Here is a 12,965-nt window from a genome sequence, read left to right as displayed (position 1 = left end):
TCAGTTCACGACCGTAACCGGAACATCGGCGTGCATGACAAGGTTCTGGGTCGAACTGCCAAACAGGCGTTTTTTGAACCCATCTGCCGAGGCCCGACCCACAACGATCTGGGAGCCACCGTTTTCAACCGTGATTGCATTCAGCGTTTCCGCCACATCTCCGTGACGGACGATGCCGCGCGCCTCGAATCCTGCAGCCTTCAACGCTTCAACCGCTGGCTCGATGATCCGTGACGTAGCTAACGCAACCTCTTCTTCGCGCCGTTTGTGGCGTAGGGCGTTCTCTTCTGGTGTCTGGAATGTGAAAGGAGACCATTCGATGACGTAAACCGCCAGAAGCTCGCATGAACCGATACGCCCGGCCAAGTCTTTGGCAAAGGCGATCGCGCGTTCTCCGGTTTCTGTCCCGTCCAGTCCTATGACAATTTTCGTTGTCATGCCGTTCCTCCGTTATTGTTGCTTTGGCCGGGGCCCTCGCCCCCGGCAGGGCAGCCGGAACCTGGAACTTGCTTGAGTAGACCGCCCTAAGGGCAAGTATCCCGAAAAAACACGCAAAAACAGAGAGATTATTGCTGGATACAACCCTCAAACTTCTAAGACACTGTAAATAAATATTATTATATGCCCAAATATTAGGCATACGCTTGGTATCAAACTGAAATTAGTAGTGGTGATCCGGGCTTAGCCCGGATCAGTGTTGTAGATCAGCCGTTCATCACAAGGGGCGATACGTAAGATGTTGGTGGTGCCAGGAACATTGAAAGGGACGCCGGCGGTGACCACAATCTGATCAGTCTCAGCGGCGAAACCACCCGAACGGGCGGCGCGAGCGGCGCTGACGACCGCACCTTTGAACCGCTCTTGTTCAGGGGTTAAGACGCAATGACAACCCCAGCTCAGGCAAAGCCTGCGGGCGGTGCCGGTGGCGGGGGTCATCGCGATGATAGGCACACCGGGACGCTCACGGGCGGTGAGCAAGGCGGTGGTCCCGCTTTGAGTGAAGCAGCAGATGGCTTTAATGTCAGTCTTTTCGGCAATCTCGCGTGCCGCAGCCACGATCCCGTCCGCGATGGTCGTACCCTTGGCGGTACGCGACGCGGCAATAATCTGTGTATAAGTCGGGTCGGCTTCAACTTCGATGGCAACTTTGTTCATCGTCTGAACCGCCTCGATGGGATAAGAACCCGCAGCCGATTCCGCACTGAGCATGATTGCGTCGGTGCCTTCATAGATGGCGGTGGCCACGTCCGAAACCTCGGCCCTTGTGGGCATCGGGCTTTCGATCATGCTTTCCAGCATCTGGGTTGCGACAATCACGGGCTTCGCGGCTGTACGGCATTTACGCACCAGACGTTTCTGGATCGGGGGGACTGCCGAAACAGGCAGTTCGACGCCCAGATCACCCCGCGCAACCATGATCCCGTCTGAGGCGTCAAGGATATCGTCAAAAGCTTCGACCGCAGCAGGTTTTTCGATCTTGGACAAGATCGATGCTCGGCCATCCGCCAGTGCGCGCGCCTCGAACACATCCTTGGCACGCTGAACGAAGCTCAGCGCCAACCAGTCCACACCCAGTTGACAGACAAATTCCAGATCGTCGCGATCCTTTGCCGACAGCGCTGCCAATGGCAGCACCACGTCAGGCACGTTCACACCCTTGCGGTTCGAGATCGTGCCGCCGACTTCAACGGTACAATGTGCAAAATCCTGTCCGCAATCCTGCACGATCAGACGAATCTTTCCGTCATTGACCAGCAGGCGCGCACCTGGCTCCAATGCGGCAAAAATTTCGGGATGTGGCAGGCAGACCCGGGTGATATCCCCGGCTGCCGGATCAAGATCCAGACGGAATGCGGCGCCCTCCTCCAGTTCTTCCGCATCATTTGCAAACACGCCAACGCGCAGCTTTGGCCCCTGCAGATCGGCCAGAATCGCGATCGGGCTTTCCAGATCCTTTTCGATCTGCCGGATTATACGGTGCCTCTCGCGAATCTCATCGTGGCTGCCATGGCTCATGTTCAGCCGGAATACATCGGCCCCAGCCTCATGCAGCGCTCGGATGGTGTCATAGTCATTGGACGCCGGTCCCAGCGTCGCCACGATTTTCACATTTCTCAGGCGTCGCATTGATCAGACTCTCCTCAAACGCGTAAATGTTACCGCAAACATTGCTCAGGCTGCTTATTGCGCAATTCCCTTTCCAACGCAACTGTCCTACACCTGCGACAAACAAGATGACAGGCTCATGACATACTCTCCGTTTTTTGTTCACGGCGCGGATCGCTCGTCGCGTTGGCTGATTACCTGTGACCATGCAACCAACATGGTGCCGCCCGAAATCAGCGGCGGAGACCTGGGTCTGCCACGCGAGGATATGGAACGCCATATCGCATATGACGTCGGCGCCTACGAGGTTTCAAAACATCTGGGTGAGGTTCTGAACGCCCCGGTAATCGCAGCCAACTTCTCGCGCCTCGTGATTGACCCCAACCGGGGCGAGGACGATCCAACGCTGCTGATGAAGCTCTATGACGGTTCGATCATTCCTGGTAACCGCCACGCAGATGCGACCGAGCGTGAGCGTCGTCTAAATATGTGTTACCGGCCCTATCACGATGCGCTGGCGCAGCTTGCAGCCCTGCCGCATGCGGTCATCATCTCGATGCATTCCTTTACGCGCCAGCTCCGTGGCCGCGATCCTCGGCCGTGGCACATCGGCGTCTTGCACACACCGGATGAGCGGTTCTCGCGCCCGCTGATCAACCGGTTGAACGCCGAGGATGATCTGTGCGTTGGGGTAAATGAACCCTATACAGGTGTGCTACCCGGCGATGCGATCGACAAGCATTGCAGCAGTTTCGGCCGTCCTAATGCACTGATCGAACTGCGTAATGATCTGATTGCGGATCATGACGGGCAACGCAGCTGGGCCGAACGATTGGCCGTTATTCTGCAGGATGCACTGAACGATAGCGGACTATGACGTAAGGTCACTTCATGCCGCTTCCGATCCTCGAAATATTGTGAGCCAATATACTGACACCCATATATTAAGGGAAAGGAGACGACCATGACTCAGGAATTCCTGACTACTGTCTTCGGCTGGATGACCGCCCTTAACATCGCTGTTTTGTTGTTCAGCACACTTATGATCCTTATCATGCAGGACTGGATTGCAGGCGTGCATGGCAGAATGTTCCAAATGGAGCGGGCCGACGTAAAGAGGGTCTATTTCAGATATCTTGCGAACTACAAAATCCTGACAATCATTTTTTGCCTTGTGCCGTGGTTGGCCCTCAAACTGGCATAAAGCATCCAAACCTGACGTTCCAAGGGGCCTTAGGGCCTCTACTGTTCGTTGTAACATGGCCCACGGATTGCTAGGTCAGGTCCAGAACGCAAGACAATCATTCGGAGCCCGACAATGGACAAGCAAACCGAAATCGAACTTCAGGCCGCAGCGTTTCGCCGTTTGCAGCAGCATCTGATGCAGGATCGCACCGACGTACAGAACATCGATATGATGAATCTGACCGGGTTCTGCCGCAATTGCCTGTCGCGCTGGTATCAGGAAGCCGCCAATGCCAAGGGCATCGACATGGACAAAAACGAAGCGCGCGAGATTTTCTATGGCATGACCATGGATGAGTGGAAGGCCAACTACCAGACCGAAGCGAACGCCGAGAAACAAGCCGCCTTCAAGGTCGCGTTTGAAGAGAACGTCACGAAAAAAGGCTGACGCCCCGAAAACGAAAAATGCCCGCCGTTTTGGCGGGCCTTTGCTTTAGATTGCGGCCTTTCGGCTTTCGTCCAGATAGATCTCGCGAAGGCGTTTGGCAATCGGGCCCGGCGTGCCATCACCCAGTGCCACGCCGTCAATCTCAACCACCGGCATGACAAAAGCGCTGGCCGAAGTGGTGAAGGCCTCATCCGCCTCTTTCGCCTCATCGATGGTGAACAGGCGCTCCTCAATCTCCATCTGCGCCTCGGCGGCCATGCGCAGAACCGCCTTGCGGGTGATGCCGTGCAGAATGTCGTTGGACAGCGGGCGGGTGACGATCTTGCCGTTCTTGACGAAATAGGCGTTGTTGCTGGTGCCTTCGGTGACATAGCCATCTTCAACCAGCCAGGCATCGTCACAGCCAGCCGCTTTCGCCATCATCTTGCCCATGGACGGATACAGCAGTTGCACGGTTTTGATATCGCGGCGGCCCCAACGGATGTCATCGATCGAAATGACCTTGGCCCCTTTCTTCGACGCGGGGCTGTCGGCCAGACCTGGCTTATTCTGCGTGAACAAAACCAGCGTAGGCTTGGTATCCGCTGACGGAAACACAAAATCCCGGTCGCCGTCACTGCCGCGCGAAACCTGTAGATAGATCAGACCTTCTTCGATGTCGTTCAGCTCGACCAGTTTGCGATGGATTTCCAGAAGTTCTTCTTTGCTGCAGGGTTCAGCCATCTGTAACTCGTCCAGCGAGCGTTTCAGCCGCACCGCGTGGCCTTCGAAGTCGACCAGCTTACCATCCAGCACACTGGTTACTTCATAGACGGCGTCTGCAAACAGGAAACCTCGATCAAAGATCGAGACGCTTGCCTCGGTTTCAGGCAGGTATTCGCCATTCACATAAACGGTGCGGGTCATGTTCTTCTCCTCAGCCCCAAAGTGCCGCTTTGGGCGGATGCACTCCGGCGTCATCAAAAATCAGGGGTGTGTCGCGGTCTTCTGCCAACAAAAGCGGTCCGTCAAGGTCCGTCACCATCGCACCCTGCGCGACCAGCGTTGCAGGTGCCATGGCCAGCGAACTTCCAACCATGCATCCGACCATGATGCCATAGCCCTCGGCCAGCGCGGCCTTGCGCAGCTCCAGCGCCTCGGTCAGACCGCCGGTCTTGTCGAGTTTGATGTTCACCACATCATATTTGCCCTTTAACTTAGGCAAGCTGGCCCGATCGTGACAGGATTCGTCGGCACATACCGGCACCGGACGATCCATGCCGATCAGTGCATCATCCTCACCGGCTGGCAGAGGTTGTTCAACCAGAGCAACGCCCAGTCGCACAAGATGCGGCGCAAGATCGGCGTACACTTCAGCAGACCAACCCTCATTGGCGTCGATAATGATTTTGGACTCCGGCGCACCAGCCCGCACGGCCTCAAGCCGGGGCATGTCGTCTGGTGTACCAAGTTTGATCTTCAACAAGGGTCGGAACGCATTTTCTGCCGCCTGTGCCTGCATTGCCTCGGGAGTGTCCAGGGAAAGAGTATAGGCCGTAACTTCAGGCCCCGGTGCGGCAAGTTCCGCCAGCTCCCACGCCCGTTTGCCGGAGCGTTTCGCCTCAAGGTCCCAAAGCGCGCAATCCACTGCATTCCGAGCCGCGCCGGCAGGCAGCAGATCCATCAGGGAATAGCGAGAGAATACGTCGGGCAGGCCGGCAATCTCGGCCTCGACTGAATCCAGCGTTTCGTCATAGCGCGCATAGGGCACGCATTCGCCCCAACCATGATGCACACCATCCGAGATCCGAACCGTCAGGACCTTTGCCTCGGTCCGTGAGCCGCGCGAGATAGTGAATACCTGCGCCAGCCGAAATACATCGCGGGAAACGTCAATCTGCACGCGTTCAACCTTTCATCGAAAGTGGTGTCTGTTGCCGACAGCAAGGGGCGATCGGCAACCTGCTTAGATCACAGCACGGCCAGCGCATCCACCAGTTTACCGGCACCAAACCGGTAAGGATCGGTTGCTGGGATACCCATCTCGGTCTCAACCTTGGCGATGTATGCGTGTGCGTCGTCTTCGCTCAGATGCTGGGTGTTGATCGACACGCCCGCAACCTGGCATTCCGGGTTAGCAACACGCGCCAGCGGCAGCGCTGTGTCGCGCAACTGCTCCAGCGTCGGCAGCGAATACTCAGGCAATCCTCGCATATGGGTCCGGGTCGGCTCGTGGCACAGGATCAGCGCGTCGGGCTGACCGCCATGAATCAGCGCCATGGTGACGCCAGAATAGGACACATGGAACAAAGAGCCCTGCCCTTCGATGTGATCCCAGTGATCCGGATCATTGTCTGGTGTCAAATACTCAACGGATCCCGCCATGAAATCGGCGATAACCGCATCCAGCGGGACGCCCTGACCCGTGACCAGAATTCCGGTCTGACCGGTGGCCCGGAAGGTGGATTTCATGCCGCGTTTGCGCATTTCAGCGTCCATAGACATCGCGGTGTACATCTTGCCGGCAGAGCAGTCGGTTCCAACGGCCAGGCACCGCTTACCGGTACGCTTGCGGCCGTTTGCGATGGGATATCCTACGGTCGGCACACGGACGTCGTGCAATGTGCAGCCGTGAGTCTGCGCCGCAGCAACCAGATCGCCTTCGTCGCGCAGCAGGTTGTGCAGGCCCGACGCCAGATCATAACCCATTTCCAACGCTGCGATAAGAACCTCTTTCCAGGCCTCACTGATGACACCACCCCGGTTGGCAACACCAATGACAAGAGTCTTGGCACCAGCAGCTTTACCTTCGGCAAGTGTCATTTCGGTAAGACCCAAATCAGTCTTGCAACCATCCAGCCTTATTTGACCCACGGCATTCTCAGGACGCCAGTCCCGGATACCAATGGCCACTTTGGCCGCCAACAAGTCGGGCGCATCGCCCAAAAACAACAGGTACGGTGTCTCGATCATTGCGGTGCACTCCTTTGATTCTGGCTTAAGCTAGAGAACCGTTTTGACGAGGGTTTCTCAAATTCTTCTTGCCTGCCAGCCCACAGCGGGAAGTTTTTGCGCATTTGGTCATTCTTACACAAGATTGTTCGAAGTTTTTAAACTGATCAAACTTTAAGCACCCCATTTTGCCAGTATCTTCAATCTTGCTGCATACGCATTGCCGCATATGCACAATCAAGCTTGCGCAGCATTGCGCAATTTAATATCCCATGACCAACCCTAAACGCAATTTCCTTACTCGCATGAGGTCCAAATGAGCTTCCGCATCCAACCTGCCGCTCCGGCCCGGCCCAATCGCTGCCAACTGTTTGGCCCGGGCTCGAACACCAAGCTATTTCCCAAGATGGCTGCATCAGCTGCAGACGTCATTAATCTGGATCTAGAAGATTCGGTGGCTCCTTCCGACAAGGATACCGCTCGCGCTAACGTAATCGAGGCGCTGAACACAGTCGATTGGGGCAATAAATACATGTCGGTTCGGATCAATGGGCTGGATACACCCTATTGGTACCGTGACGTGGTTGATGTGCTGGAACAGGCAGGCGACCGTCTGGATCAGATCATGATCCCCAAGGTAGGCTGCGCGGCCGATGTCTACGCCGTCGACGCTCTGGTTACCGCAATCGAGCGTGCCAAGGGCCGAACCAAGCCAATTTCATTCGAAGTGATCATCGAATCCGCCGCCGGACTGGCGCATGTCGAAGAAATCGCAGCCTCATCCCCGCGCCTGCAGGCCATGAGCCTTGGCGCCGCAGATTTTGCAGCCTCAATGGGCATGCAGACAACCGGCATCGGGGGTACGCAGGAAAACTACTATATGCTGCGCGAGGGTGAGAAGCACTGGTCCGATCCGTGGCACTGGGCGCAGGCCGCAATTGTCGCCGCCTGCAGGACTCATGGCGTGCTGCCTGTCGACGGCCCGTTTGGCGATTTCTCAGACGATGAGGGCTATATCGCGCAGGCCAAACGGTCTGCCACGCTGGGGATGGTCGGCAAATGGGCCATCCACCCCAAGCAAATCGCATTGGCCAATCAGGTCTTCACACCGTCGGATGAAGCAGTGTCCGAAGCGCGCGAGATTCTGGCCGCCATGGATCAGGCAAAAGCCAATGGCGAAGGCGCGACGGTCTACAAAGGGCGTTTGGTCGATATTGCTTCGATCAAACAGGCCGAGGTTATTGTGGCACAGGCGGAATTGATCGCGGCGGGTAGCTAAGAATAAAGGGCGCTCAACTGAGCGCCCTAATCGAACTGATCAGCGTCCAAATACATTGTTTGGTGTCCATGTGAAACGCTCACCCTTCTTTCCTGATTTCATCATCAGGCAGGATGTGCCGTATTTCTGAAAATACTTGATTTTGATTGGATACCAACCCGCCTGCGGCACCTCGACCTCGGTGCGTTGGTTGGCTTCGCAGCCCTGACGGCCGTTGACATAGCCGATCTGCTGACCGCCGACCCAGGCGTCAATCCCATCGTTCGACCAGGTCTCAAGCTCGTAAACTCCGGGTGAATCAAACCGGATATATCCGCTGATTTCCGCGGCAACATTGAACGCCTGATTGTAGGTCAGGACAGGATCACCTTCGTTCGTGTCTCTGTAGTCCAAACCTCTGAGGGGCTGACCCGGCTTTGCCTTTTTCAGCAGATGATTGACCTTCGAGAGGTTCTGGATTTTGCGGGGCGGGTTACCTTCCCAACTGTATTTTACGTTCAAACCGGCTTTTGGGCTGGGCTGAGGGCTAGCTGGCTGTAACTTCAAAGGTGCTGCTGTCGCAGCGCCGGCAAACATTGCCAAGGCAGCCACCAGCGCTCCGGTGCGGAAAAATGTCATGGTCTACTCCCTGAATTTGCGCCTGCTTCGGGGTTAATCCCTGCCGACGATCCTGTTGAGATGACACTAGGCGCTGAACTTTGACCTCGCAAGATGGTTAAAAATCACTTTTTAATGGTCACGCACGCATATCCTTGGGCGATCCCATCACAACATATGAGGTGATCGAGGTCACATGCGGCAGTGTACCCAGCACCTCGGTGTGGAAGGTTTTGTAGGAAGGCAGATCGGCACATTCGACCCGTAGCAGGTATTCGATCGTGCCCGTGATATTGTGACATTCCACCACTTCGGGCGCTTGTTGCAAGGCCCTTTCGAACCCTTCCTGCGCCGCTTTTGTGTGCTCGCCCAAACCAACGCCGATATAGGCAACGAAACCCACCCCCAGCGCCGCCGGGTTCAGCACCGCTCGGTAACCGGAAATGACCCCTGCCCGCTCAAGCTCCTGCACCCGGCGCAAGCAAGCGGATGGGGACAGGCCCACCCGCTCGGCAAGATCGAGGTTGCTGACGCGGCCATCGCGCGAAAGTTCGTGCAATATTTGTTGGTTGATCTGATCAATCTTCGCCATTTATTGCGACATTAGCCTTAGAACGCACGAATACGCAATTTCATTTGCCGGGTTCAGCGAGAAAATGCAGCCATGACCTACGATATCCTGATGGCCCTGATCGCGTTTGCTTTTGTCTCGTCAATCACTCCAGGCCCTAACAACCTTATGCTGATGGCATCGGGTGCGAATTTCGGCTTTCGCCGGACAATCCCGCATATGCTGGGCATTGGTTTGGGCTTTACCTTTATGGTGCTTCTGGTGGGGGCGGGTCTGGTTCAGATCTTTGACCGGTATCCGATCAGTCATACCGTGTTAAAAGTACTGTCGGTTCTGTATCTGCTGTATCTGGCCTGGAAAATCGCCCACGCAGCGCCCGCCAAAGGTGCCGATGCTGCAGGCACCCCGATGACGTTCCTGCAGGCTGCAGCGTTCCAATGGGTGAACCCAAAAGCCTGGGCGATGGCGTTGACCGCGACAGCCGCCTATGCGCCCGACCAAACGATCAACGCGATTCTGCTGGTCGCGCTTGTGTTCGGAGCCATCAACCTGCCCTCGGTCAGCACCTGGACGGTTCTTGGACAGCAAATGGCGCGAATCCTGACGAACCCGCACCGATTGCTGGTTTTCAACTGGACGATGGCGGCCCTGCTTGTGGCCTCGCTCTATCCGGTGCTGTGGCCGAATTAGGTTACCTGAGCGGCAGGCAAATTTCGGTCAACAGATCCTCGGGGGCCGTTTCTCGTGGATCGTTGAGATAGATCTCATAACACGGATGGTCCGCAGGTTCTTCGCCAGACTCGGGCAACCAATTGCCAAATAATGCCTGATACGCGCCGTGAAGGCCGGAATAAGGGCCCTTGAAGGTCAGCACCGCTGTTTTGCCACCCGGAATTTCAAGGTCTTCCATCCCCTCGGGCGTATCATCACCGCAGAATTCAGCACCTGCAAAACTGCGCAATTCATCCTCGGGCACATCGTCCGGACTGTCGAGATACAGCCCGATCATCGGGCCGACTTGCGGCCACAGTTTGCGGGATTCGCACAGGGCACCAAAGGCCTCAAAGCTGCGGCCAATCTCGGCATACGCCCATTTATGTGGCAGCGCTATGACTCGGCGGGACGGTTCGGTTCGGGTTGTTACGGGATGCATCGGATATCCTCCGGTTTTGAACACTGGATGGGCCGGCAGTATTTGCCCCGCACGTCGAAACGCGGTGGGGCAGCTGCCGTAGGCCTCGGAAAAGGCCCGTGCAAAGGATTTTTGGTTCGGATAGCCAATGTCGGTCGCGATCCGCGTAACCGGTCTGTCTGTTTGCACCAGCCAGCAGGCGGCACGGTGCAGGCGTATCCGACGGGTGGCCTGCGCGCAGGTCTCGCCAGTAATGGCGCGAAACACGCAATGCCAGTGAAACCGCGACATGGCTGCGACCTCGGCCAAAGCATCCAGCGACAGATCCCCAGCGGGGTGATCGTGGATGTAAGCCAACACGCGCAACACGCGATCTTCGTAGCTGGCGGCCATCAGTATCCTTCCTTCTCTTTGCCCATCGGTGATCGCATATTCCACAACCACAAATCTTGCTGAGTTGCATCCCGGACAAGCATTAGTCATATAGCAGGGAACTTCCGCGTTGAGAGGCGTCATGACCCAGTATCTGGATTTCGAAAAACCGCTGGCCGAGATCGAAGGCAAAGCTGAAGAGCTGCGCGCGCTGGCCCGTGCCAATGAAGAAATGGATGTGACCGAAGAGGCCGCCGCGCTGGATGCCAAGGCCGCCAAGCTTCTGGATGAGCTGTATGCCGATCTGACACCATGGCGGAAATGTCAGGTTGCACGGCATCCTGAACGTCCACACTGCAACGACTACGTGGACGCACTGTTCACCGAATTCACTCCTCTGGCCGGTGACCGGAACTTTGCCGACGATCTGGCGGTAATTGGCGGTTTGGCGCGGTTCAACGATCAACCCGTCATGGTGATTGGCCACGAAAAAGGCAGCGATACCAAGTCGCGGATTGAACGCAATTTCGGCATGGCCCGCCCCGAGGGCTATCGCAAGGCCGTACGCCTGATGGAAATGGCGGGCCGCTTTGGCCTGCCGGTAATCACCTTGATCGATACAGCTGGGGCCTATCCCGGCAAGGGGGCGGAAGAACGTGGCCAGTCCGAGGCGATCGCGCGCTCAACCGAGATGTGCCTAAAGATTGGCGTTCCTTTGGTGTCCGTAATCATCGGCGAAGGTGGTTCTGGTGGCGCGGTCGCCTTTGCGACTGCGAACCGCGTAGCGATGTTGGAGCATTCGGTCTACTCGGTGATTTCGCCCGAAGGCTGCGCGTCGATTCTTTGGAAAGATGCCGAAAAAATGCGCGAGGCCGCCGAAGCGTTGCGCCTTACCGCTCAGGATCTGCACAAGCTGGGCGTTTGTGACCACATCATCACCGAGCCCAAGGGCGGTGCACATCGCAACCGCCCGGCGGCGGTCGAAGCCGTGCGGTCTGCAATTGCCTCGATGCTGGAAGAGCTTGATGGGAAAGACGCGGCAGCCCTGATCAAGGACCGCCGTCAGAAGTTCCTGGATATCGGTTCGAAAGGGCTGGCGGCTTAACCCGTCAGCCACCCAACCGCTGCAACAGAGCCACCGAAGGCTGGCCAGTCACGGACAACCCGTTGGCGCGCTGGTAGGCGCTAATTGCCGCCTCGGTATTCTTGCCGATAACACCATCTGCGCCTTGTGTGTCATAGCCCGCGGATGTCAGGCGGCGCTGCAGTTCTTTACGATCCTCCAGTGTCAAACCGGTCGCATCCGGCCCGAATGACGCTTGGAACGGCGCGCCGCCAGCAATGCGATCAGAAAGATGACCTACGCCGATCGCGTAGCTGTCCGAATTGTTGTAGCGCTTGATCACCTGAAAATTGCGGAACACAGCAATACGTGGGCCGGGCGTCTGCGGTTGCAGCACTGCCGCCGGCGTGCCCGAAACCGTGCCGACTTCACCGCCCCAAGGCTGCCCTCGCACCCAACCGGCACGTGCCAGATAAGCAGCCGTTGACGCAAGTGAATCTGCTGGGTCATCGGACCAGATATCGCGCCGCCCGTCGCCGGTGAAATCGACTGCATAAGCAAGGTAGGACGTCGGAATGAACTGTGTGTGGCCCATCGCTCCGGCCCAGCTGCCGGTCATGTTAGCCGGGGTCGTATCGCCCTCTTGAATGATCTTCAGCGCCGCCACCAGTTGCTTCTCAAAAAACGCTCCGCGCCGCCCGTCATAGGCCAGAGTCGACGTTGCCGAGATCACCGGCACATCGCCGCGCCGTGCACCATAACGGCTTTCCAGGCCCCAGACGGCCACGACGATTTCCTTGTCGACGCCGTATTGCGCTTCGATCTGCGACAAGGTCCCTGCGTACCGCACAAGCATCTGTTTGCCGGTGCTGATCCGCTCGTCCGACGCAGCAATCGCCAGATAATCCTCAAGCGAGCGTTTGAATTCCACCTGATTGCGATCGCGTTCGATCACGTCGGGTAGATATCCGGCGCCTTGAAACGCTCGGTTAAGGGTCGTTTGTGGAATGCCCTGCGACGCTGCCCGATTTTTGAAACTGGCCACCCAGGCATCCCATCCTGCGTTCGGAACCGCACGCATCCGCGAAGCCGGGGCACTGTTGGGTGCCGTGCCTGTGGAGCAGGCCGCCAACAAGGTTGACCCAAGCCCTAAGGAAAACACTCTTCGATTAATCATGGTTAAATCTGCTCTTGTTGTGATTTGCGCTTAGAATAGCGCAGCCCGGTCGCTCAAGCCAGCAAAGCGACATCCGAAATCAACTGAATTGGAAGATGGGCAAC

The 12,965-nt window shown here is 56.9% G+C and carries 15 protein-coding genes; 6 read left to right on the top strand and 9 right to left on the bottom strand.

Annotated elements, in window-relative coordinates; genetic code table 11:
• Positions 1-438, bottom strand: a complete 438-nt coding sequence (locus ACR0AW_RS14560; protein WP_170395586.1) for a universal stress protein — start codon at positions 436-438, stop codon at positions 1-3.
• A gap of 243 nt (positions 439-681) precedes the next feature.
• Positions 682-2,127: a pyruvate kinase gene (pyk, locus tag ACR0AW_RS14555; RefSeq protein ID WP_170395584.1), complete on the bottom strand. Its 1,446-nt coding sequence runs from the start codon at positions 2,125-2,127 to the stop codon at positions 682-684.
• A 118-nt stretch (positions 2,128-2,245) separates the two neighbouring features.
• Between pyk and ACR0AW_RS14550 the strand changes: the two genes are divergently transcribed.
• From ACR0AW_RS14550 to ACR0AW_RS14540, 3 genes are all read left to right on the top strand, one after another.
• On the top strand, positions 2,246-2,983 hold the full coding sequence (locus ACR0AW_RS14550; RefSeq protein WP_170733529.1) for an N-formylglutamate amidohydrolase: 738 nt from the start codon (positions 2,246-2,248) through the stop codon (positions 2,981-2,983).
• Positions 2,984-3,070: 87 nt separating this feature from the next.
• Positions 3,071-3,310, top strand: a complete 240-nt coding sequence (locus ACR0AW_RS14545) for a DUF6868 family protein (RefSeq protein ID WP_170733528.1) — start codon at positions 3,071-3,073, stop codon at positions 3,308-3,310.
• 114 nt (positions 3,311-3,424) lie between these two features.
• Entirely contained in the window at positions 3,425-3,739 is a 315-nt protein-coding gene (locus ACR0AW_RS14540; RefSeq protein WP_170395578.1) for a DUF1244 domain-containing protein, read from the top strand.
• Positions 3,740-3,784: 45 nt separating this feature from the next.
• Here the strand turns inward: ACR0AW_RS14540 and ACR0AW_RS14535 are convergent, their stop codons facing one another.
• The 3 genes from ACR0AW_RS14535 to dgcN form a co-directional block, all read right to left on the bottom strand.
• Positions 3,785-4,645 (bottom strand): D-amino-acid transaminase, encoded by an 861-nt coding sequence (locus tag ACR0AW_RS14535; protein WP_170395576.1) that lies wholly within the window; start codon positions 4,643-4,645, stop codon positions 3,785-3,787.
• Positions 4,646-4,655: 10 nt separating this feature from the next.
• Entirely contained in the window at positions 4,656-5,621 is a 966-nt protein-coding gene (dgcA, locus tag ACR0AW_RS14530) for an N-acetyl-D-Glu racemase DgcA (RefSeq protein ID WP_170733527.1), read from the bottom strand.
• Between the two features lie 68 nt (positions 5,622-5,689).
• Positions 5,690-6,691, bottom strand: a complete 1,002-nt coding sequence (dgcN, locus tag ACR0AW_RS14525; RefSeq protein WP_170612778.1) for an N-acetyltransferase DgcN — start codon at positions 6,689-6,691, stop codon at positions 5,690-5,692.
• Between the two features lie 295 nt (positions 6,692-6,986).
• Between dgcN and ACR0AW_RS14520 the strand changes: the two genes are divergently transcribed.
• On the top strand, positions 6,987-7,949 hold the full coding sequence (locus tag ACR0AW_RS14520; protein WP_170733526.1) for an L-malyl-CoA/beta-methylmalyl-CoA lyase: 963 nt from the start codon (positions 6,987-6,989) through the stop codon (positions 7,947-7,949).
• Positions 7,950-7,988: 39 nt separating this feature from the next.
• Here the strand turns inward: ACR0AW_RS14520 and ACR0AW_RS14515 are convergent, their stop codons facing one another.
• Both ACR0AW_RS14515 and ACR0AW_RS14510 read right to left on the bottom strand, forming a co-directional pair.
• A complete protein-coding gene (locus tag ACR0AW_RS14515; protein WP_170395568.1) occupies positions 7,989-8,567 on the bottom strand; it encodes a PA14 domain-containing protein in 579 nt (192 codons plus the stop codon).
• Positions 8,568-8,685: 118 nt separating this feature from the next.
• The gene (locus ACR0AW_RS14510) at positions 8,686-9,138 is read right to left on the bottom strand and encodes an Lrp/AsnC family transcriptional regulator (RefSeq protein WP_170733525.1); all 453 of its coding nucleotides are present in this window, start codon (positions 9,136-9,138) and stop codon (positions 8,686-8,688) included.
• A gap of 72 nt (positions 9,139-9,210) precedes the next feature.
• Between ACR0AW_RS14510 and ACR0AW_RS14505 the strand changes: the two genes are divergently transcribed.
• Positions 9,211-9,807: a LysE family translocator gene (locus ACR0AW_RS14505; RefSeq protein ID WP_170663985.1), complete on the top strand. Its 597-nt coding sequence runs from the start codon at positions 9,211-9,213 to the stop codon at positions 9,805-9,807.
• Between the two features lies 1 nt (position 9,808).
• On the opposite strand, the gene ACR0AW_RS14500 is transcribed toward ACR0AW_RS14505, so the two are convergent.
• Positions 9,809-10,642, bottom strand: a complete 834-nt coding sequence (locus ACR0AW_RS14500; RefSeq protein WP_170733524.1) for an AraC family transcriptional regulator — start codon at positions 10,640-10,642, stop codon at positions 9,809-9,811.
• A 121-nt stretch (positions 10,643-10,763) separates the two neighbouring features.
• Here ACR0AW_RS14500 and ACR0AW_RS14495 point away from each other — a divergent pair, with 121 nt between their 5' ends.
• Positions 10,764-11,726, top strand: coding sequence for an acetyl-CoA carboxylase carboxyltransferase subunit alpha (locus ACR0AW_RS14495; RefSeq protein WP_170395560.1), 963 nt, complete (start codon positions 10,764-10,766; stop codon positions 11,724-11,726).
• Between the two features lie 4 nt (positions 11,727-11,730).
• Here the strand turns inward: ACR0AW_RS14495 and ACR0AW_RS14490 are convergent, their stop codons facing one another.
• Entirely contained in the window at positions 11,731-12,861 is a 1,131-nt protein-coding gene (locus ACR0AW_RS14490; RefSeq protein WP_170733523.1) for a lytic murein transglycosylase, read from the bottom strand.
• Positions 12,862-12,965: the final 104 nt, after the last annotated feature.

The sequence above is a fragment of the Ruegeria sp. C5 genome, from assembly GCF_056537605.1.
Note: the sequence above shows the minus strand (reverse complement) of the source record. Positions and strands in the feature narration are given on the sequence as shown.